The organism is Xenorhabdus littoralis (assembly GCF_033949345.1).
GTDB lineage: Bacteria > Pseudomonadota > Gammaproteobacteria > Enterobacterales > Enterobacteriaceae > Xenorhabdus > Xenorhabdus littoralis.
In genome coordinates, this window is sequence record NZ_VCDP01000025.1 from 76,622 (window position 1) to 97,099 (window position 20,478).

Below are 20,478 nucleotides of genomic sequence, written 5' to 3' on the forward strand. Positions count from 1 at the left end.
AATCGGGCAATTTGTCCTTTACCAAAAATAATTTTTGTCGGTGTATGTAGAGTAAAGTTTTGCATAAGAATAACTGACCTTTTACTAACAGAATTATGTAAGTTTTTATCTCTGTAATCTTTAGCGAGTATTATATGTAAAAATTTATTAATCAGGCAGTCCATTCCATTCAGAAGAAGTTATTCAGCATATTACATTTGGCTGTGCTCAAACGATTGGTGGTAACGGCGTCTGTTGGAATGGACTCTTATTATTTAAAACGGCAAGTATATTTATTCACTTGCTTTTCTTTGAAGATATTTTCTTGTGACGCCAGTACATCAGTAAAGAAGCGGATAGCCCACTGATTAACAGAATAACGGGCAGGATAACCAAAATATCCATGACCAAATCTTGATGAGCCTTGACGAAAGGGATCTGATTCAAGATATAGCCAAAACCTACGACAATAATGACCCATAAAAAGCCACTTAACCAGTTAAAAAATTGAAAGCGTTTAGTATTTAGGCCAGAAATACCGGCAAATGTTGGCAGGAGAGTACGGACAAATGCTAAAAATCGTCCGATAAGCAGGGCAGATAGGCCATGCTTGGCGAATAATAGATTGGCACGTTGGCGGTATTGCAGGGGAAGCTGGGCTAGCCAGTTTTTGACAATGTGGGTGTGGCCCAGCCAGCGTCCCTGCGAATATCCCAGCCAAGATCCCAGACTGGCTGCGATAGTCAGTAGGAGTACCGTAGGAATGAAACTCATGACACCTTTGGCAATCAAGGCACCAGAAAGCACGAGTAGAGTATCTCCGGGTAAAAAGGCTGCTGGCAATAATCCATTTTCCAGCACGATGGTGGCAAAGAGGACACCATAAATAATCCAGATGATATCGGGATTGGCGAGTTGGTTAAAATCATGATGCCAAAGCGCATACATGATCTCGCTTAACGTTTCCATTGTTTATCCTGTGATTTTTGCGAGTAAACTAATTAGCAACCAGAGTGTACCGCAAAATGAGAGGATAGGGATTTGATTTGATCCCACATGGAGGTTTGATTGGGGTTAACGCATCGCAAGGCGCGCAAAGCCGTTAGCCAGATCATCAATCAAATCCTGCGGGTTTTCCAATCCAATATGGAGCCGGAACAAAGTACCGGTTTTCTGCGTTGCATCATATTGACGTATCAGTTTGAGTATTTCTGGCTGAATACCCAAAATCAAAGATTCAAATCCTCCCCATGAAAACGCCATTTTAAAATGGCTAAGATTATCAAGATAATCAGCTAATTGTTCGGCAGTAAGCCGGGTGTTCAGGAGAAACGAAAACAGCCCGCTAGAGCCAGTGAAGTCGCGCTGAAAATAATCATGACCGGGACAAGAAGGTAAAGCCGGATGATAAACTTCGGCCACTTCGGGTTGTTCTGCGAGCCACTTGGCGATCCTGATACTGCTTTCTTCATGATGCTTTAAGCGGACAGACAGTGTGCGCAGACCTCTATTTGCCATATACACCGTATCAGGATCGGCTATCTGTCCCAGCAGATACGAACGCTCCCTGAGTTGATTCCAACAGCGCGCATTGGCAACTGCCGTTCCCAGCATTCCATCCGAGTGACCGATGATATATTTCGTGGCAGACTGAACGGAAACATCGATACCAAATTCCAGTGCCTTAAACAGAATGCCCGCCGCCCATGTATTATCGATAATAATCACAATGTCAGGATTAACCTGACGGACAGCGCGCACAATGGCGGGTACATCTTGTACTTCCATTGTCAGGGAACCGGGTGATTCGAGAAAGACAACTTTGGTATTTGGCTGAATCAGAGCAGCAATGCCGTCACCGATCATCGGGTCAAAATAATCGGCGGAAACCCCCATTTTTTTCAGGAACTTATTGCAAAAATCTTGTGTTGGTTCGTAAGCCGCTCCTGCCAGCAGAATATGATCGCCAGTTTCCACAAAGGCGAGAATCGAATGGGTGATCGCTGCTGCACCGGAAGGATACAGTGAACAGCCTGCCCCGCCTTCAAGTTCGGTCATCGCTTCCTGAAAGGCGAAATGCGTTAATGTGCCACGTCGCCCATAAAATAATTCGCCGTTGGCACAATTTTTCAAGGCATGTTGCAGATCTTCAACCGTATCGAAAATGATAGATGATGTGCGTTGAATAAGAGGATTAACAGAACCTTGCGTATATTTTTTTTGCCTTCCTGTACTGACTAATAAAGTTTCTACTTTTTTTTCTGTCATGGCACCACACCCTCAATGTAATTTTTAGCTTACTGACTAATGTCCAAGTAAATTTGTTCTAATAATGATTAGAAAGTTAAAAGATTTGGGTTAGCTTTGCCAAAAGGATTTGAACAACTTGACGAAAATTCAAGATGGGCCGTTGATAACCGTACAGGATATGTTAACGGAAGTGCAGAATTACCCTGCATCTTTTTATTGGCACTTTTTTATCAAATAGTAATGATAATTACTATCAAATCGCGCAATGTCTGATATCATTTGCAGCGGACTTTTTCCTCTTGCGTTTTTGAGGTAAGAAAACAAGAGGTAAGAAGCAAGAAGCATGACTTTGGTCATATTAGGATTAGCAAGATGAGTAAACACGATTCACTGCTAAGTAACAGAATCTATAAGAAAGAGAGTAAGGCTAACTGATGCGTAATTTGACAGCTTCTATTCTATTGGCACTCGGATTAACAAGTTCAGCGTGGGCTGATACAGTGCCAGCACCAACGGCTGCGGCGCCAGAAAATCAGGCTGCTGCTCAGGTAGCCGCTCCGGCCACACCAGAATCTTCCACAGCTCCACAAGTGTCTGAGCAAAAAACTGATACCCAGGCAATTGATGCCCAGAAAACGGATGCACCAGCAACCACTGAAACGCAAGCCACAGCCCCTGATAGTGCAGAAACTGTGGTCACAGAAAACGTGACAACCGAAATGGTTGTTGAAGATTCTGAAAACGCGTCCGGTGGTTTTGCCACAGATCTGTCCGTTTGGGGCATGTATCAGAATGCGGATGTGGTAGTAAAAACCGTCATGGTGGGATTAGTAATAGCTTCAGTTATCACATGGTCGCTGTTTTTCTCCAAAGGCATTGAATTGTTCGCAGCTCGCCGCCGCCTACGTAAAGAACAATTGGCGTTAGTGGGTGTAGCCAATCTGGATGCAGCGACAAAAATTGCTGCTGATTTTGGTAAGAAGAGTATCAGTCGCTCTCTGTTGAGCGAAGCACTGTCAGAACGTGCCCTGTCTGCTGAAAGCACGGACAAGGCTGGCACCAAAGAGCGTACTTCATTCCGTATGGAACGCGCGGTGGCTGGAATCAGTCGTCATATGGGACGCGGAAACGGCTATCTGGCGACGATTGGTGCAATTTCCCCATTTGTGGGTCTGTTCGGGACAGTCTGGGGGATCATGAACAGCTTCATCGGTATCGCCCATTCGCAAACCACCAATCTGGCGGTTGTTGCTCCGGGTATCGCAGAAGCATTGTTGGCAACAGCATTGGGTCTGGTGGCTGCGATCCCTGCGGTAGTGATTTATAACGTCTTCGCTCGTGTCATTTCCTCATACCGTGGGCAAGTTGGAGATATGGCGGCTCAGGCAATTTTGTTGCTGGGGCGTGATCTTGATCTGGCTGACAGCACAGCAGAAAAAGCAGAAGCAAGGTAATAAATTATGGCAATACGTCTTAATGAAGATTTGGACGATAGCGGTGAGTTGCATGAAATCAACGTCACGCCATTTATCGACGTGATGTTGGTGCTGCTGATTATTTTCATGGTAGCAGCGCCATTGGCAACGGTGGATATCAAAGTTGATCTGCCAGCATCAACCGCTAAACCGCAACCACGGCCAGAAAAACCTGTATTCCTGACCGTGAAAGCGGATCATCAGCTCTATGTGGGTGATGAATTGGTTGATCGTAATATCTTATCCTCGGTATTGGATCAAACAACACAATCCAACAAAGACACCACGATTTTCTTCCAGGCAGATAAAACTGTGGATTATGAAACGTTGATGAGTGTGATGGATTCTCTGCGTAAAGCGGGATACCTCAAAGTTGGTCTGGTGGGAATGGAATCTGTTGCCGCTCAATAAACGCCTACTGAGACTATAAGTCTCATGGGTGTCTGAGGATCTAAACTGCCCGAAAGGCTAAATCGGGCAGTTTAATATCCTGATAATAGATATTTTTATATAACTTGGATTCTTATATAAACTTGGATTCTTATATAAATAGTCGTGTTAATCCTTCCAGTCAAAAGGCAGTAATACACTAAGTGGTAAAATCTTTTCTTTTGTTACTTTCACCTCTGCATGAGTATTTTCTGGATTTATCTGGCTGATCAACTCCCGACAGCGGCCACAAGGAGGAATAATATTGCCATGCCGATTAACGGCAATGATTCTGGCTACCCGTGTTTCACCTTGCTTGATCATCTCGGCAATTGCACCATGTTCTGCACAGAATCCCATAGAACAGGCTGTATCAATGTTAATACCTGTATAAATATGGCCGGATTCACTCAGAATAACCGCACCAACATGACCATATTTAATGTACTTATTGAGTTGTGTCGGGGATATTAATTGATGTGCAATATGCTCCATTTCGTCGAAAGAAATCACAAAATACTCCTTATTAATAACAAGGCAGAGCATCGGGTATATAGAGTCGCTGCATCTTAAAATCCATTAGGTATACCATTCAGTCCCTTATATTACGGATAAGTTCGGCGACTGATTGTGCGATCTCCTTTTCATTTTCCCCTTCGACCCGAATAGTGACTTCCATACCATTTTTGATTCCCATCGACATTAACTTAAACATACTTTTCAAGTTGGCACTTTTATCACCTCTGGCCATTTCAATCTGACCGCTATAATTTTTGGCAAAATGACAAAGTTGAGCGCAAGGTCTTGTATGTAGTCCTGAAGGTGCAGTAACAATCATCGAATATTCAATCATCAATTTTACCTGCCAATAAAAAATAAGATTATGGTTTCGTTAATGAACCGCCTCGTGTCTGAATCACATTTTGATACCAATAAAACGAATCTTTTTTATAACGGGCGAGGTCTTTTATCTCGTCATCGGTACGATTGACATAGACAAAACCATATCTTTTCTTGTAGCCATTGCTGGTGGAAAGCACATCAATAAAACTCCACGGATTATAAGAAAGAACTTCAACGCCATAATTCATGGCTCTCTTAATGGCATTTAGGTGCTGCTCAATATAGCTAATGCGATACTCATCATGAATAGCCTTATCTGACTCTAAATAATCATCGGCACCAAAACCATTTTCCGTGATCATCAGTGGTTTCTGATAACGGGTATGTAAATCACGTAAGAGATATTCCAACCCAATAGGATCTATCGTCCAATCCCAGTCAGTCGTATCAAGGTGTGGGTTTTTATGGATCTGATAAAAATCCGGTTGAATTTCATGTCCGTCTATCTGCCCTTTAACACCGGTTGGATTAAATCCGTCCATCCTTCGTGGTACATTTTTCGGTACTGCTGCTGCGGCATGACTGCAATAATAATTAATTGCCAGAAAATCAGAATAGCCTTCCTTGATTAAGTCCATATCACCCGCTTCAATACTCGGTGCCAGACCATGATTTTGAAGGTAGATTAATGCGGATTGGTTATAGTGCCCTTTTAAATAGATGTCCGTAAAATAATAATTGCGCAGATCATTGGCATTCTGAGCCGCTAAATTATCTTCTGGTTTACTGGTAAGCGGATAAATAGCGGAATACCCCAGTGCGGCACCCACCAAACCATTGGGAACCCACTGATGAACCAGCTTACAGGCAATGGCATGAGCAAGGTTCATATGATGATTAATCTGATATTTGATCTGTTCATCATGAAGATACTGTTCTGGAATAAAACATTTTTTCGTCCAGAATTGCACAATAATACTTTGCTCATTGATGGTTAGCCAATATCTGACTTTCTTACCATATTCTTTAATCACAAATTTCGCATAATAGGCAAAATCTGCCACGCTTTGTCGATTGATCCAGCCTTGATACTTTTCAATCAGCGCCATTGGCATATCATAATGATAAAGTGTAGGGATAGGCGTTATTCCATTTTTCAATAATTCATCGATAAGATTATGGTAAAACTGCACTCCCTTATCGTTGGCTATCCCGGCACCTTCTGGAAAAATACGCGACCACGCAATGGAGAAACGATAAGATTTCAATCCAAGTTCTTTCATTAACGCAATATCTTCTTTATAGCGATGATAATGATCGCTGGTAACATGAGTATCAGCGAAGCCCGGATTATTATTCAGAATATCTTGTTGTGATAGCTTTTTTCCATCTTCTTCCGCAGCGCCTTCAACCTGATAAGCACTGGTTGATGCTCCCCACAGAAAATCATCAGGGAATAAATTGTCATTTCTCATTATGATATGTTCCTTTATTTGTTTCTATTAATGACCCGGCTGTGAATAAACTCATATAGAAAAATCATTTCTCTCCTGAGATTAAGTTCACTGCGTATAGTCATTAATGTATCTTGGGCATGAATAAACAATAGATTTAAATTAAACCTCTCCGGTTTCGTCTCTTTTTGAATAACCTCGGTTTGGGCGTGATGGGCGGATAACATCATTTCTCTGGCTTTATCCAGATATAAATGCGCATTTTTAAAATCGCCGGATTGGGCATATTTAATAGCCTCCTCGCTTTTTTCTCTGGCATTACCAGCATTGAGAATAATCTCCAGAGCAACAGGTATTAAAATATCTTCCTCATGATTCATCTAAAATTACCTTATGAAGTTAATAAATTATCTCATTGATAAATATCTGATGAGATAGGCGCTCATTGATCGAATTAGGCGTTTAAATTAAGCGATTGAATTTGATTCTGTTCGTGGGATATTGTTGTTTTCTTCCTCAATACGTCTTTTTTCGTAGACTTTAAAGAAGGGATACCAGGTGATGAGGAAAATAGCCATAAGTAACAAATAGCAAATGATGGCTCGCCAGTCTTCAGTAATGATGACACTGGAGAACGGAGCGGGTATCTGACCAACCTGGATCATTTTTGCAGGGATATTCAGCCAATCTGAACGCATGAAGATCCATACGATAATTGGACTGGTAATTGCGTTGATCCACATTGGCAACATCAGCAGCGGATTGAGGACAATTGGCGTACCAAACACCAGCGGTTCGTTGATATTGAAAAAAGACGGGCCGATGCAGATATAGCCTGTTGTTTTCAGTTCTTTGGATCTTGAAAACAACATTAAAAGATTCAGGGCAAGTGTCGCGCCGGTGCCTCCCATCGTGATTAAAGCGGCGGTGTACATGGTTTCGTAAGTCACAATATTCGTCGGGAGCTGTCCGGCAGCAACCTGAGTAATATTGGCAGAGATCCCAAGCATAAAGATCGGCATTTGCAAGCCGGTAAACGTCCAGACAGAAATACCCATAGACATTGCTATAGCAGGAATTAGCGCCATAAGGATAAAACCCGGCAAAGTTTGCCCGAATGCGGCTATGGGAGAAAATAATGACAACAATCTGGAAAAAACATCGATATCAAAGGTGAAAACCAATAATGTTCCGGCCCCAATTGAAATAAGAATAGGGATAATCGAATGTATCCAGCCAACAACAAAGTCAGGCAGGGAACTTTCTTTCAGAAACCCTGTTTTTGTATATAGATGAAAGAGATAAGAAACAAATAAACCTGTGACAATACCTAATAAAATTCCGGCTGGGCCAAAACGATCAAAGCTAACTATCATATTGCCATCAATAAACTCCGGCTTGATGAACATCATGTAGATACAAATCGAAGTTAGTCCGGCGATTAACGTATACCGAAAATGGTGAAGTTTCTCCATCATCTGATTGGCAATCATAAAGGCGGTAATCAGGCCGAGCATGCCGAACGAATAATTGGCGATTTTTCCCAGATCAGGCAAGAATGAAAAATAAGAACGAAATACATTATAAAAAAAGATAAGTGAACCGGCTAAAATAAAAGGAATGTTTTTTTGCATAGCACCAGAAATAGCCGCAACCCACGGCCGTCTGGTAAAATTTTGCATAGCAGGTGCAAACGAATCAGCTAACCACGACATAAATGCTTTCATTTCGCATCTCTCTTTATTATTTTTCTTGAAAATTCCCTGGTGAGGTTAATTTTTATGGTTAAGTTAGTTTTTTAAAGTATTTATGGCTAATTTCAATAATGCTGCTCCATCCAACCTGCCGTAGATATCTTGTGGTACGACAACGACAGGAATATGATAACGATCCGCATTTCTCTGGAATTCTTTTTGTTGGGAAGCATAGTGAGGTCCAAGAAAGAGAATATCAATAACGGAAAAATATTCGGCAACTTCGCTTTCACTTCTGGCCTCAACAGTGATAGGAATTGACTGATCTTTCGCTGCACTCCGGGTTCTGGTTGCCAGCATTCCACTGGAAATACCGGCACCACAACATAACATAATAAATATTTCTCTCATGTGATTACCTTGTTATTTAATTATTTTTTACTCAATTGGTAATTTTTTGTTTTTGAATATTGAGATTACTCTCTGTTATTTTTTTGTTATATTCAAATAAATATTTGCACTCACTGGGGGCAATTTTTAATTTTTTAAATCTAAGTATGATGAATAACATGAACCAGTTATTTTAAACTTGATGGGTATTGTTATGCTAAGTCCTAAGAAAAAAGAATTATTAGATTACTTACTTACTCAGAACACGCCAATTTCAGCGTTAAGATTATCTCAGATTTTAAAAGTCTCAATCAGGTCTATAAAGAACTATGTTATAGAAATTAATAGTATTTATGAGAGTAAAATTATTACTTCCAGTCGTAAAGGATACTTTTTATCGCGTAACATAGATAAAAAAATAAATGATCAATTAAATATGCATCCTCAAACCTATCAAGAGAGAGCGAATTTTGTTATCAAGACCATCTTATTATTTAAGAGAAGCAGTAATATTTATGATCTCAGCAATGATTTATGCATCAGTGATTCTACCTTAAGGGCATTGATATATAAAATGAACTCGTCATTCCAAAGATTCAATGTGAGATTTTTATGTAAAAATAGTCACATTGAAATATTGGGTTCTGAACATGACTTAAGAAAATTGCTTTATTATGCTATTTTTGAACAATCTGAATATCATTTCATTGATTTAAAATCATTAGAAAAAATATTTGATATAAAACAGATTAAAGAAATATCAAAAATAATAAAAAATGTATTTGGTAAATGGGATCTTTATCTTAATGATTTTTCATATACCAATCTTATTTTACATTTTATGATACTGATTGAGCGGTTAAAAAAAGGCAGACATCTGGAAAATCAGACATTTCATATCAAAAATAATGATCTGAAATCGATTTCAGATGAGCTATGTCACAAGGTTGAGCATAGTTTGGGAATGATTATTCCTGAAAATGAAAGAAATTCTTGCTATCTCTTCCTGAAAACCAATGCGAATTTTAATCAAGTAGATCGTGAATTCATTGATGTAGTCGGAACTGAACTTTATCAATTTACTCGGCGTATTGCAGAGTCCGTGAAAGAACATTATGTAATAAATTTAACTTCCGATGATTTTATCTCTTTTCTGGCCTTGCATCTATTGGGATTACAAAAAAGATTGGCACATAATATCTATACTAAAAATCCAATGTTGGAGACGATTAAAAATGAATGTCGGATTATTTTTGATATTGCCATCTTTATTTCTTTGAAATTGAATAAGTTTTTTCACAAAAAATTGAATGAAGATGAAATTTCGTTTATTGCATTGCATGTTGGTGCTGAGTTTGAACGACAAAAAAGGAATGACAGTAAAGTCCGGGCGGTGCTTTTATGTCCCGGTTATCGTGGAATTGAAAATAAGATCCATCACGAGTTATTACGTGATTTTGGTAATGAAATCAATATCATTAAGGTCATATCCCAGCCTTCTGAATTGAAGAGCATGATATTCGATTTATTGATTACAACAATCAAATTCTCTCCAGAACGATATTATGAAACGGTTTATATTTCTCCTTTTCACTTGCGGGATAAATATTCTGAATTGATCAACCAAATTGATTTGGCTAACGCAAATAGAAAACGGGAAACGTTGAAACTAAATTTTGATTTATTCTTTGAACCGGAGCTTTTTCTATTTAATCCTGAGTTTCGTAACAGAGATGACGTGATTGAACTACTTTGCCAGAAAATGTTTGCTAAGGGGTATATTGAGTCTGATTTTATCAACTATGTGCATGAGCGTGAGAGTGCATCATCGACGGCATTCGGTGCTTTGGCGTTACCGCATTCGGTACGGATGGATGCAGTGAAAACCTGTATTGCTGTCGCTATCAGCCCAAAAGGTATACGCTGGGGAAAAGATGAACGTGTCCACGTCGTATTTTTAATCGCAATAAATCGGATAGACAGAACGTGTTTTGCGGAGAGCTATGATGCATTATTAAATGTTTTCAACCACGATAATTTTATTAGTATGTTGGATAAAATAACTAATTTTGATAAGTTTCGTGATGTACTGATTGAATGCAAATATTATTAGCCCAATCCCTCAGATAGCAGTGATTATAGCCTCAGTGGATTTTAAGTTTTGGTGAGGCGGCAAGGGCATCAATTCCCAGAAACATAGTGAAATCATAGTATAGTAGACATTGTTAGAGCCTATCTCATTAGGCTCTGTTTAATGGGTATCTAATAAATATTAATACTCAAACTCAATCCAGATATCTCTCCTGATAAACTAACTAATAATAAGTTGGTTTAATTTTACTTGTGTCAATATGCTCTGATAATAAAATCAAAATAAATAATATAATTAATTATAAATGTTTTTATGGATAAAATATTTTCCTCTTATATAAAAATAACGTAATTATTAGTATTTGCAGCGTATTAAAATAAAAGTGTTTTCAGAAGGGAAAAGGCAAAGTTATATTGTTTTAAAACTAAGACATCAACATTAATGGAGAACAATATGTCATCAAATCAATCTTTGACAGAAAACAATATACCTGTATCAGAAGTTCCCGCTGTGACCTTAAAGATATTAACCAGTCAAGTTGAAGGCGCTGCTCGTCCGGGTGGGATCTTTACTAAAGATGACCTCATTAATATCAAATTATATGTTAAACATAGCTTAGAGCTTCCTTCTACTTTGGAAGGCGTAAAAGGATATATTGGTTACAAGGATATTGATATTGAGGGTTTAAAACCCGAAAATATTACTACCTTATTTAAAGATGTTCATGACCATGCACTCAGTTGGAGTGGTGTGGAAAGTAAGGTTCAACAGCAGAGTATTGATCTGGAAAATGCCGGAAGGCAAATTAATTTAACGGGAAATGAAATAATCAGTGTCATTGATCAAATGCCGATTATTGAACGTGTAAAGACAAAATTAGGTGAATTGACAGATAAACAACTGGCTCAAATAACTTATACCAATGATGATAAAGAGATAGCGGTCGAGTTGGGAAACATTATCGAAAGCATGAAGAGCGATATTAAAAAACAGCAGGAGAATACTTTACAGGTAAGAACTGCGGTATCTGACTTTAAGCTGAAATTGATTGGTGGTGAATTATCGGATGGCAAGATTGCTCAGGGATTGCAGCCACAAGTTAATAGTAAGAAAAAACTGATGGATGAGAATAATCTTTCTCGCACCATCAACGATTTGCAAGACAAAATTGATAAGAAAAATGAAGAGATTGAGCAACTCAAAAAAGATTACGATAAATACGTCGGACTGGCATTTTCGGGTATGGCCGGTGGAATTATCGGCTGGGCGATTACCGGCGGTATTTTTGGTGACAAAGCAGAAAAAGCACGTAAACAGAAAAATAACCTGATTGATGAAGTGAAAGAATTGCAAGCTCAGGTTAAAGATAAAAGTGCATTGCAGACTGCGATTCAAAATCTGTCCTTAAATTTTTATGGTATCCATACTTCTATGCTGGATGCGGAAGTTGCCCTCAGCCACTTGGATTTCATGTGGAGTACTATGCTAACGCAAATTACCACTTCTAAAGATAAATTTGCCGAAATTAATGATGCATTAAAATTGACCTCTTTCGTGGCAACATTTAGGCAAGTTATTAGTCCCTGGAAAGATGTTCAAGGCTCTGCCGCCCAATTAGTTAAAACTTTTGATGAAGCACTGGCTGAATATAGAAAACTCTATAGCTAATTAAATTTTAAAATAATTTATAAGATAAAAAAGGATATTAAAATGTCTGGGAATATCATCTCAAAAATAGAAACTCTGTATCCGGAAGTTAATATAAAATCGCTGAATCAGGCAGTAAACACTATTTGGATTTTGGTTGAACGACAAACATCCGGCATTGCAATTATCGGGGAAAAAGTAGAAAGAGTCAGACTCTATAGCCGTGAGCTCAATGAATTGGTACGTGATTCTGTCTCACAATTAAAACCAATACTCAGCCAATTTGCTGCGGGAGATATCTTCAAAACGATTCTGCAAATTGATGAGGGTTTGGCTGATCCTACTTTGGATGAAGATGATCGCAATGCTTTTCTGGAAGAGCGTGATCAACTGATCCAGAAATTATCAAAAGATATTGATCAGGTGATTATTAATTTCAGTAGCAGAACCAGTCAGGTGAGCGGAAAAATTAGTGATATCAGAAAGATGGTGATTGCAGAGCGTTTACAAGATCTTCTGACGCAAATTGAATCGCAGAAAACTGAATTGCAAAGTGATATCGAACAGAAAACAGAAAAGAGAAATAAACTTGTTGCCGATCGGGATAAGATCATCGAAAGTCAGGATGTTATTCGCGCAAATAATATTGCAGATATGTTTAAGGATTTTATTCCTAGCGCCAGTGATATTGATAGTTTAGATTTAACTCAACCTAAGAAAGAAGCGATCAAACAGGCTATTAAGCAATGTGCTGAGATAGCCAGAAAAATATTGGACAAAATTTCTGAAGGATTGAAATATATTGATTTAGCTGATGCCAGAATGAAACTGAGCGATGAAATTGATCAGGTAATCAATGAGACTGATTTGATAAAAAACAAATTGCGGGAAACGGAGCTGCGGTTTTCTGGCTTAAAAGATGTGGTGCAAATCGACTCAGAACGTACCATTATGCTGTCAGAGGCAGTCAAACTGGAACAGGCGTGGGGTTCATTCGCCAGTCAATTATACCAATTATCCGGCAACGAAGTTAACCAGAAAGGTTTAACCAGCCTGATAAATGGACAGTTAGATTTTCTGGATAATTTAGCATTGCAATACAATGAGCTGAAATAACATATTGTTATCTTTTAAGTCGCTGTATTGTTGGCTGTATATTGAAAAATATTGAATATATAATTTTTGATAGTAAAGCTGGGAACACATCTGCCCAGCTTAGTACTACATTAGTACTACATTAGTATTATATTAATATTTCATCCGAAACCCATCATGTATTTTGACTAACAGTTGATGGGCTTCGCTTAAGTGATTACGCGATGGAAAGATGCCAATTATAGCAACTGACCACCTTTCTGAAAAATTCGAATTATTAGTCGGATTCGCCATATATAATTATATTAAATTAAAAAACATTATTGACAAAACAATAAGTTATTTTGTATTTTTTGTTTCCCCAACAATATATTCAGGATAAAAATAATGGCTAATATTATTTATATAACTGTAAATGGTAAAAAACAAGGTCTCATATCCGCAGGATGCTCAACATATGATTCAATAGGTAATAAATATCAAGAGGAGCATAAAGATAAGATATTAGTTTATTCTGTAGATCATGATGTAAGTAGAGATCAAAATGTAAATCATCATCCAATAACAATAACAAAACCAATTGATAAGTCATCCCCGCTATTAGGAGTGGCTATATCAGATAATGAAAACTTACATTGTGAAATTGATATATACAGGAACAGTTCGTCAGGTGGACTAGAAAAGTTTTATTCTATAAAATTAACAAACGCAACCATAAAAAATATATCTGTACACTATCCCAATTCACTAAATCATAATGATATGCAACCATATGAAAGTATAACTATTTCATATGATAGCATAACTTGGACGCACCATACTGCAGGAACGTCAGGTTACAGTATAAGAGAAGATAATGTATTTTAATTTATCTCAACCAAAAACAAAATGATACGTTTGGTATCATTTTGTTTTATACTTATTCGCACATTATCTTTTCCCCAGCGCTCTTCGTTCCAATATTTATCAAAATATTTTTTAAAGCCCATACTTTCAACATACTCTATTAACTCTTTTTTACGACTTAAGTTTACATTTGAAAAAACAATTTCGTTAGTCATTGTCTGTGAACCATCAGGAGAGTCATAATATATGATGTAATCATCTGAAATTAATGGTATACCTTTAATTTCATCAAAGGTAAGCGCATGATAATAGATGAAATTTCTTTTTGTATATGACAGATTGACATTTGCTAATGAAGCAATAAAAAAAAGAACACAGACAATTAAAACAGATATGACGATACATATACGTATAAAGTTATTCAACCGAAATCCCAGCATATTCTTTACCTATATTAATCCAGCTTGCATCTTCAATAAGTATTACATCTTGTCTGGTTTTTATGTCACTTATAGGCGTTATAGTGTTTAAAAAACCAGGAAGTGAAGTATGATAAGGTCTTGCATTGTTTGGGTGTTTTTCAGGGTCAGGAAATAAGAGTGGTCTAAAAGTTTTATTTTTATATTTCCCTATAGGCCCATAGTAATCCCACCGTTTAAATGCTTCTTCCTTACTTAAAACCCCCGCTTGAGGCAAATAATTAATATCATTAATGGCCTGATAAAAACCAAATAAATTAGAAATTAAATCCTCACCGCTATAACCACTATCCGAAAACAAAGTAAAAGGAAAGGAATCTTGGTACGATTCAAATGAATGGGTTGTATACATCATAATAGTAAGAGCAACTCTCTTCATATCATGCAAAGATAAACCTTTCCTAACTATCCATCTTGTTTTTATAGATGTCCCATACTTACGCCCTCTCCCCATATATTGGACGTATCTAACAATAAAATACGATTCCTTAGTGGTATTATCTCCCAAATAAAGAGAAAGCATTAATTTTCTGGCATCATCACCGTTAGCATGTCCTAGGTCTAACCATCCTAGTTTCTCTGTATAAACCAATCTTCCATTTTGAATGTCAGCTCGTTTTGTCATTATAACTCCTGTAACTTAATTCGGCTTACGTACTGTTCTGTTCTACCAGTTAAATTATAGCTTCCTGTAGAATATGATTATCCACCCTATTCGTAAAGTCCATCTATTTAGGTGATAAAACCCTATCTTCTGCTTATCATACTTTATTTCATAAGCGTAAATTTTCGTTTCACAGCGCGTAAGATTTTTACTAACTCAATATGACAATACGACTGATTTAAAAAGTGAAATTGTATTTTGACTGTTGAAAGACTGAATTAACTATACTATAAAATATCTATTGGGATAGGCTCTTAGAAAAGGCGCTGATTTGATTGTCTTCTCAGCGCCGGTATATATTGCTTATTGTTTTATAATACCACGTTCAAGCAATGTGGCTGCTGCGGCAATACGGGGCTTGATATCCGTTTCTGGTAATGGCTTGAGAAGACCCAGCGACATTTGTCTAAGTGGCTCTGCAATAACCATCGAAATGACCAATTCACTGATTATATAAAAATCCATTTTTTTCAGTAATCCTTGCTTATATTGATACTCAAGCCAATTAGCCAGAATATTTCGGCTTCTTTCGATACCACTTTGTTGATATTTACCCAGCAGAATTTCTCGATAAGGGAAATCGGATTGTAATAATTTAAATAAACCTACAGCATCAGGAGATAATGATTTTTCTGCTATTTCATATAAATATATTTTCAATAATTTTATAACTTGCTGTGAATTATTCGCCTCTTTTTTAAAAGCCGGTATAAAATTGTCAGCCCATTGTGTAACAATTTGTTCTATCAGTTCTTCTCGGTTTTTAACAAAACGGTAGAGTGTTTTTTTTGCAATACCAGCTTTTTGGGCAACAGCATCCATTGTTGTTTTGTTATAACCTTGATTAATAAGAAGTAAAAAAGTAACGTCGTGAATTCTTCGGCGCATTTCTGTTTCTGGAATGGAAGGGCGGCCTCGTGGACGGGGATGATTTTCTGCCATTTTAGCACCTTATCAGTTGTTAATATCTGTACTGTATTGGCGTGACTCCATTTAAGAAGAATATGACTGAAGAATTTAAATGGAAGAACTAAATCACGCTTCACCAAATACAGAATTTAAAAGGGATTGTCAATTATATTAATAAGTTATTATTGTGTAATTCCTTATAATTTAAGTTAAAAAATCAGTCCCGTCATGATGTCGTTCATTTTTATTATTTTATATAATATCTATAACTAACTGTTTTAAATAACTTATTGCCATATTTAATTCTATATGGTTATCGAGTTAGTAGGCATAATGTGATTTTCTTCACAGGATCGCATTTTCTGCTAATTATTGTTAGCAAAAGGTTGCATTAAATCTTAGTATCGTTATTGCTTGTTACAAATTTAACAATTAAGTAACGGGCTCATGTAAAAAAACATTCTGCTCACCTGATTATTTATTCCAGAAAAATGTTTCTTGGAATCTGAATTTCTTGGCTGTGGCGAATAATAACAAGACCAATGAGGATCATGATAATGATAAAACGCAACGCAATAGCAATGGCACTTCCGGTACTTTTCATGACTGGGGCAGTAAATGCTGCTGAGATTTATAATAAGGATGGTAATAAAATTGATTTATATGGAAAAGCGGATGTTCAAAGAACCTTTGCCAAAGGCAAAAGTAAACAAGCTGGCGATAGTTCTGTCGGTCGTATAGGTATTAAAGGTTCAACCCAAATTACGGACAAGCTGATCGGTTACGGCCGCTGGGAATTCAATATGGGAGCCAATGGCATTGAGGTAGATAGCGGTAAAAATACCAGAACACGTTATGCGTTCGCGGGCCTGAAATTTGGTGAATACGGTTCACTTGATTATGGTCGTAATATGGGTGTGGCCTATGATGCCAACTCATGGACGGATAATTTGCCGGTCTTTGGCGGCGATTCCATAGCAGCGACTGATAACTTCATGATGGGACGTTCGACAGGGTTATTAACATACCGTAATACCGATTTTTTCGGATTGGTGAATGGCCTTAATTTTGCCTTGCAGTATCAAGCTAAAAATGACGGCGATACTAAAAATAGTCGTAGTGATGTTGCAAGACAGAATGGAGATGGTTTTGGCCTTTCCAGTACCTATGATTTTGGCAATGGTTTCAATATCGCCGCGTCATACGGTAACTCTAATCGTACTTCAGCACAAAAAGTAGGTACAGCAGATGCTAACGTGCTTGCCAAAGGGAATAAAGCTGAAGCATGGCTCATGGGTGTCAAGTATGACAAAAATAACGTTTATCTGGCTGCCATGTATGGTGAATCCCATAACTTAACCAGATTTGGTAGCTCTGTAAACAATTACACCATGTTTGCCAACAAGACCCAAAATATTGAGTTAACTGCTCAGTACCTGTTTGATTTTGGTCTGCGTCCATCCATTGGTTTTGTTTATTCCAAAGGTAAAGATCTGGGTAAAGATCTGGCTGATAAGAGCATACTGACAACCAATGGTTCTGAAGATTTGGTGAAGTATGTTTCCGTCGGTGCTTTTTATGATTTCAACAAAAATATGGGCACTTATGCTGAGTATCAATTCAATTTGCTGAAAGATAATGATTTCACCAGAAACGCTAAGATCATCACTGATGACGTCTTTGGGGTTGGTTTAGTTTACCGTTTCTAATTGAGATGGTGATTTAGCTGGGAATGGACTGAAAACAGTATGTACTGTTTTGTTGAACTGCCTCAATGGATGAGGCAGTTCTTTTTCTGTTATCTTTTTGCTGTTACCTGTTACCTTTCTGCTTCTCCGCCCAGAGCTTCAATACTGTTTTTGATCAACGCACTTAATTCACCTGTCATTAAGATAAAATCGGCATCGAATCGTTGGGCGACATCTTCACGATCGATATCATCGTTTTGATCCCGCAGGGTTTCGCTGAATTTGATGCGTTTGAGGGAGCCATCGTCGGACAGCATAAACTGGATGCGTTCTTCCCAATCTAATGCCAATTTGGTGACGTATTTGCCGGACTCAATGTGTGTCGCAATTTCGTCTGATACCAACTCCTGCTTCTTACAGCGGATCACGCCGCCTTCTTCCAGAACTGCTTTCAGTTCGGCTTCATCCATCAGGGCATAACCTGCTGGCAGATTTCCTGAACGTACCCATTTCGTTAAAGTCAGCTCGATTGGATCGGTAAATGTCAGAGGAACGACTGGCAATGATCCCAGCGTTTTTCTCAGCAGTGCCAGATTGTCTTCGGCGCGTTTTGCGCTGGCAGCATCAACGATGATCAGGTTGTTGACGGTATCGATCCAAATATATGTCTGACTGAAACGGCTGAATGCCCTTGGTAGCAGCGTATGGATTACTTCATCTTTCAGAGAATCTTTTTCTGTTTTTTTCAGCTTACGGTGCTGTTCACCTTCTAAACGAGCTATTTTGGATTGCAATTCCTGCTTAATAACAGGAGAAGGCAGCATTTTTTCTTCCTTGCGCGCGCAGATCAGGATCTGATTGCCAGAAGCATGGGTCAATGCTTCGCTGTGAGAACCCATCGGGGAAACCCAGCCGGTTTTCATCATATCCTGACTGCCGCACGGGGTGAATGCCAATGGGCTTAATTGTTTTTCCAGTTCATCCGCAGAAAGAGAGATCTCTCGGTTTAAACGGTAAATCATTAAATTTTTGAACCATAACATGCAGTTACCCCATATTGTTGCGCATGGTGACAAAGGTCATCTTAAAACATAAGGGGGCATAATAACGAATCATGTGACGAAGCCCTAGAACTTCATCAGTTTCATATAATTCCTCCCTTCTTTTTATATAATAAAAAAACGTCATCGTAATAAGTCATCGCAATAAATCGCAATAACGCAATAAATAGAAAGGTAAGCTATGCGCATAGGAATTGATCTCGGCGGGACTAAGATTGAAGTGATTGCATTAGACGATCAGGGTGAAGAGCGATTTCGCAAACGTGTAGACACTCCCCGTAATGACTACCAGAAAACATTGGCAGCTATTGTCGGCCTGATTGCGGATGCGGAGCAGGCAACCGGACAGCAAGGAACAGTGGGAATTGGAATCCCCGGTGCTATTTCACCTTTTACCGGAAAAGTGAAAAATGCCAATTCTGTTTGGATGAATGGTCAAATATTGGATAAGGATATTGCCGCTTTGTTGGGACGTGAAGTGCGTATCGCCAACGATGCAAATTGTCTGGCTGTATCAGAAGCGACTGATGGGGCAGGAGCAGGGATGCCGATGGTATTTGCGGTGATTATCGGGACGGGATGTGGTTCCGGGATTTCATTTAATGCCAGAGTTCACGCCGGTGGTAATGGGCTGGCAGGAGAATGGGGGCATAACCCGTTACCGTGGATGGATCAAGAAGATTTGGCGTATCAGTCTGATGTTCGCTGTTTCTGCGGTAAGCCGGGATGTACTGAAATATTTGTGTCTGGTACGGGATTTATGACCGATTACTTCCGCTTGAGCGGAGTGAAGAAAAAAGGTCATGAAATCATGGAAGCTTTGACACAAGGAGATAAGCTTGCTGAATTAGCAATGCAACGTTATGAAAAACGTCTGGCACGGGCGTTGGCACAAGTGATTAATTTTCTTGATCCGGATGTGATTGTACTGGGCGGCGGAATGAGTAATGTTGAACGCCTCTATCAAACTTTGCCGGATTTAGTTAAAGAGTGGGTTTTTGGTGGAGAGTGTGTCACGCCGATTAGAAAAGCCGTACATGGTGATTCCAGTGGTGTGCGTGGAGCAGCCTGGTTGTGGCCTCAGCAATAACACAAAATTCCTGTTGTTTTTTCCAATAGATTACAGGTTGCGGATAATAATGGTGATTAAACATTACCAATAAAGCCGCAACTTGAAAGATGAATAATCATGATAAGTAAATGCTATTTAGTCTGACTTAAGTTAAATTCCCAACCTTATCCGTTAATCTGCTTTCCATGTTACGCGTAATGATGAAAATAATAATTCAATTGATTCGTTATATTTATGATGGATGCATTATAGATAATGAAAGGTATATTTATTTGTTGATGAATAAAATATTGTATCTGACTTTAATTTTATTAATTCTTTCGGCTATAAAAAATACAAATTATGAATTAAATAAAAGTAGGTGTGAAAAATAACGGATAAAATTAAATTATTTTTAATAGCATGGAAAAT

The 20,478-nt window shown here is 38.3% G+C and carries 20 protein-coding genes; 8 read left to right on the plus strand and 12 right to left on the minus strand.

Going from position 1 to position 20,478, the window contains the following annotated elements; translation table 11 throughout:
• Window positions 1-276: 276 nt before the first annotated feature.
• Together FE394_RS07425 and metC are read right to left on the minus strand one after the other, a co-directional pair.
• Window positions 277-948, minus strand: coding sequence for a DedA family protein (locus FE394_RS07425; RefSeq protein ID WP_319925760.1), 672 nt, complete (start codon window positions 946-948; stop codon window positions 277-279).
• A gap of 105 nt (window positions 949-1,053) precedes the next feature.
• The gene (gene metC / locus FE394_RS07430; protein WP_319925761.1) at window positions 1,054-2,247 is read right to left on the minus strand and encodes a cystathionine beta-lyase; all 1,194 of its coding nucleotides are present in this window, start codon (window positions 2,245-2,247) and stop codon (window positions 1,054-1,056) included.
• 416 nt (window positions 2,248-2,663) lie between these two features.
• Here metC and exbB point away from each other — a divergent pair, with 416 nt between their 5' ends.
• Both exbB and exbD read left to right on the plus strand, forming a co-directional pair.
• On the plus strand, window positions 2,664-3,683 hold the full coding sequence (gene exbB / locus FE394_RS07435) for a tonB-system energizer ExbB (RefSeq protein WP_319925762.1): 1,020 nt from the start codon (window positions 2,664-2,666) through the stop codon (window positions 3,681-3,683).
• A 6-nt stretch (window positions 3,684-3,689) separates the two neighbouring features.
• Window positions 3,690-4,115 (plus strand): TonB system transport protein ExbD, encoded by a 426-nt coding sequence (exbD, locus tag FE394_RS07440; RefSeq protein WP_319925763.1) that lies wholly within the window; start codon window positions 3,690-3,692, stop codon window positions 4,113-4,115.
• Between the two features lie 147 nt (window positions 4,116-4,262).
• On the opposite strand, the gene FE394_RS07445 is transcribed toward exbD, so the two are convergent.
• The 6 genes from FE394_RS07445 to FE394_RS07470 form a co-directional block, all read right to left on the minus strand.
• Window positions 4,263-4,646: a cytidine deaminase family protein gene (locus FE394_RS07445; RefSeq protein ID WP_319925764.1), complete on the minus strand. Its 384-nt coding sequence runs from the start codon at window positions 4,644-4,646 to the stop codon at window positions 4,263-4,265.
• Between the two features lie 79 nt (window positions 4,647-4,725).
• On the minus strand, window positions 4,726-4,986 hold the full coding sequence (locus FE394_RS07450; RefSeq protein WP_319925765.1) for an HPr family phosphocarrier protein: 261 nt from the start codon (window positions 4,984-4,986) through the stop codon (window positions 4,726-4,728).
• 28 nt (window positions 4,987-5,014) lie between these two features.
• Window positions 5,015-6,451: a glycoside hydrolase family 1 protein gene (locus FE394_RS07455; protein WP_319925766.1), complete on the minus strand. Its 1,437-nt coding sequence runs from the start codon at window positions 6,449-6,451 to the stop codon at window positions 5,015-5,017.
• Between the two features lie 14 nt (window positions 6,452-6,465).
• Window positions 6,466-6,810: a PTS sugar transporter subunit IIA gene (locus tag FE394_RS07460; RefSeq protein ID WP_319925767.1), complete on the minus strand. Its 345-nt coding sequence runs from the start codon at window positions 6,808-6,810 to the stop codon at window positions 6,466-6,468.
• An 87-nt stretch (window positions 6,811-6,897) separates the two neighbouring features.
• A complete protein-coding gene (locus tag FE394_RS07465; RefSeq protein ID WP_319925768.1) occupies window positions 6,898-8,157 on the minus strand; it encodes a PTS transporter subunit EIIC in 1,260 nt (419 codons plus the stop codon).
• A 63-nt stretch (window positions 8,158-8,220) separates the two neighbouring features.
• Window positions 8,221-8,535 carry a PTS sugar transporter subunit IIB gene (locus tag FE394_RS07470; protein WP_319925769.1) on the minus strand — a complete coding sequence of 105 codons (315 nt, stop codon included), beginning with the start codon at window positions 8,533-8,535 and terminating at the stop codon, window positions 8,221-8,223.
• A 193-nt stretch (window positions 8,536-8,728) separates the two neighbouring features.
• Here FE394_RS07470 and FE394_RS07475 point away from each other — a divergent pair, with 193 nt between their 5' ends.
• The 4 genes from FE394_RS07475 (at window position 8,729) to FE394_RS07490 (ending at window position 14,215) form a co-directional block, all read left to right on the plus strand.
• Window positions 8,729-10,627: a BglG family transcription antiterminator gene (locus tag FE394_RS07475; RefSeq protein WP_319925770.1), complete on the plus strand. Its 1,899-nt coding sequence runs from the start codon at window positions 8,729-8,731 to the stop codon at window positions 10,625-10,627.
• A gap of 432 nt (window positions 10,628-11,059) precedes the next feature.
• On the plus strand, window positions 11,060-12,274 hold the full coding sequence (locus FE394_RS07480; RefSeq protein WP_319925771.1) for an alpha-xenorhabdolysin family binary toxin subunit A: 1,215 nt from the start codon (window positions 11,060-11,062) through the stop codon (window positions 12,272-12,274).
• Between the two features lie 42 nt (window positions 12,275-12,316).
• Window positions 12,317-13,369 carry an alpha-xenorhabdolysin family binary toxin subunit B gene (locus tag FE394_RS07485; RefSeq protein ID WP_319925772.1) on the plus strand — a complete coding sequence of 351 codons (1,053 nt, stop codon included), beginning with the start codon at window positions 12,317-12,319 and terminating at the stop codon, window positions 13,367-13,369.
• 366 nt (window positions 13,370-13,735) lie between these two features.
• Complete coding sequence (locus FE394_RS07490; protein ID WP_319925773.1) at window positions 13,736-14,215, plus strand: Hcp family type VI secretion system effector; 480 nt, start codon at window positions 13,736-13,738, stop codon at window positions 14,213-14,215.
• Here the strand turns inward: FE394_RS07490 and FE394_RS07495 are convergent.
• The 3 genes from FE394_RS07495 to FE394_RS07505 form a co-directional block, all read right to left on the minus strand.
• Window positions 14,212-14,634, minus strand: a complete 423-nt coding sequence (locus tag FE394_RS07495; RefSeq protein ID WP_319925774.1) for a hypothetical protein — start codon at window positions 14,632-14,634, stop codon at window positions 14,212-14,214. The two genes, FE394_RS07490 and FE394_RS07495, sit on opposite strands and share 4 nt — an antisense overlap.
• Window positions 14,612-15,298: a hypothetical protein gene (locus FE394_RS07500; RefSeq protein WP_319925775.1), complete on the minus strand. Its 687-nt coding sequence runs from the start codon at window positions 15,296-15,298 to the stop codon at window positions 14,612-14,614. Before FE394_RS07500 ends, FE394_RS07495 begins: the two co-directional genes overlap by 23 nt.
• A gap of 342 nt (window positions 15,299-15,640) precedes the next feature.
• A complete protein-coding gene (locus FE394_RS07505) occupies window positions 15,641-16,279 on the minus strand; it encodes a TetR/AcrR family transcriptional regulator (RefSeq protein ID WP_319925776.1) in 639 nt (212 codons plus the stop codon).
• 524 nt (window positions 16,280-16,803) lie between these two features.
• Here FE394_RS07505 and FE394_RS07510 point away from each other — a divergent pair.
• Window positions 16,804-17,955 (plus strand): porin, encoded by a 1,152-nt coding sequence (locus tag FE394_RS07510; protein ID WP_319925777.1) that lies wholly within the window; start codon window positions 16,804-16,806, stop codon window positions 17,953-17,955.
• A gap of 110 nt (window positions 17,956-18,065) precedes the next feature.
• Here the strand turns inward: FE394_RS07510 and rdgC are convergent, their stop codons facing one another.
• Window positions 18,066-18,977: a recombination-associated protein RdgC gene (gene rdgC, locus FE394_RS07515; protein WP_319925778.1), complete on the minus strand. Its 912-nt coding sequence runs from the start codon at window positions 18,975-18,977 to the stop codon at window positions 18,066-18,068.
• Window positions 18,978-19,176: 199 nt separating this feature from the next.
• On the opposite strand from rdgC, the gene mak reads away from it, so the two are divergent.
• Window positions 19,177-20,085 (plus strand): fructokinase, encoded by a 909-nt coding sequence (gene mak, locus FE394_RS07520; protein ID WP_319925779.1) that lies wholly within the window; start codon window positions 19,177-19,179, stop codon window positions 20,083-20,085.
• The last annotated feature ends 393 nt before the right edge of the window (window positions 20,086-20,478 follow it).

What these genes read in the sequence shown, in the direction of transcription:
- FE394_RS07425 (WP_319925760.1), bottom strand. Translation starts at nt 948, where the DNA reads ATGGAAACGTTAAGCGAGATCATGTATGCGCTTTGGCATCATGATTTT.
- metC (WP_319925761.1), bottom strand. Translation starts at nt 2,247, where the DNA reads ATGACAGAAAAAAAAGTAGAAACTTTATTAGTCAGTACAGGAAGGCAA.
- exbB (WP_319925762.1), top strand. Translation starts at nt 2,664, where the DNA reads ATGCGTAATTTGACAGCTTCTATTCTATTGGCACTCGGATTAACAAGT.
- exbD (WP_319925763.1), top strand. Translation starts at nt 3,690, where the DNA reads ATGGCAATACGTCTTAATGAAGATTTGGACGATAGCGGTGAGTTGCAT.
- FE394_RS07450 (WP_319925765.1), bottom strand. Translation starts at nt 4,986, where the DNA reads ATGATTGAATATTCGATGATTGTTACTGCACCTTCAGGACTACATACA.
- FE394_RS07455 (WP_319925766.1), bottom strand. Translation starts at nt 6,451, where the DNA reads ATGAGAAATGACAATTTATTCCCTGATGATTTTCTGTGGGGAGCATCA.
- FE394_RS07460 (WP_319925767.1), bottom strand. Translation starts at nt 6,810, where the DNA reads ATGAATCATGAGGAAGATATTTTAATACCTGTTGCTCTGGAGATTATT.
- FE394_RS07465 (WP_319925768.1), bottom strand. Translation starts at nt 8,157, where the DNA reads ATGAAAGCATTTATGTCGTGGTTAGCTGATTCGTTTGCACCTGCTATG.
- FE394_RS07470 (WP_319925769.1), bottom strand. Translation starts at nt 8,535, where the DNA reads ATGAGAGAAATATTTATTATGTTATGTTGTGGTGCCGGTATTTCCAGT.
- FE394_RS07475 (WP_319925770.1), top strand. Translation starts at nt 8,729, where the DNA reads ATGCTAAGTCCTAAGAAAAAAGAATTATTAGATTACTTACTTACTCAG.
- FE394_RS07480 (WP_319925771.1), top strand. Translation starts at nt 11,060, where the DNA reads ATGTCATCAAATCAATCTTTGACAGAAAACAATATACCTGTATCAGAA.
- FE394_RS07485 (WP_319925772.1), top strand. Translation starts at nt 12,317, where the DNA reads ATGTCTGGGAATATCATCTCAAAAATAGAAACTCTGTATCCGGAAGTT.
- FE394_RS07490 (WP_319925773.1), top strand. Translation starts at nt 13,736, where the DNA reads ATGGCTAATATTATTTATATAACTGTAAATGGTAAAAAACAAGGTCTC.
- FE394_RS07495 (WP_319925774.1), bottom strand. Translation starts at nt 14,634, where the DNA reads ATGCTGGGATTTCGGTTGAATAACTTTATACGTATATGTATCGTCATA.
- FE394_RS07500 (WP_319925775.1), bottom strand. Translation starts at nt 15,298, where the DNA reads ATGACAAAACGAGCTGACATTCAAAATGGAAGATTGGTTTATACAGAG.
- FE394_RS07505 (WP_319925776.1), bottom strand. Translation starts at nt 16,279, where the DNA reads ATGGCAGAAAATCATCCCCGTCCACGAGGCCGCCCTTCCATTCCAGAA.
- FE394_RS07510 (WP_319925777.1), top strand. Translation starts at nt 16,804, where the DNA reads ATGATAAAACGCAACGCAATAGCAATGGCACTTCCGGTACTTTTCATG.
- rdgC (WP_319925778.1), bottom strand. Translation starts at nt 18,977, where the DNA reads ATGTTATGGTTCAAAAATTTAATGATTTACCGTTTAAACCGAGAGATC.
- mak (WP_319925779.1), top strand. Translation starts at nt 19,177, where the DNA reads ATGCGCATAGGAATTGATCTCGGCGGGACTAAGATTGAAGTGATTGCA.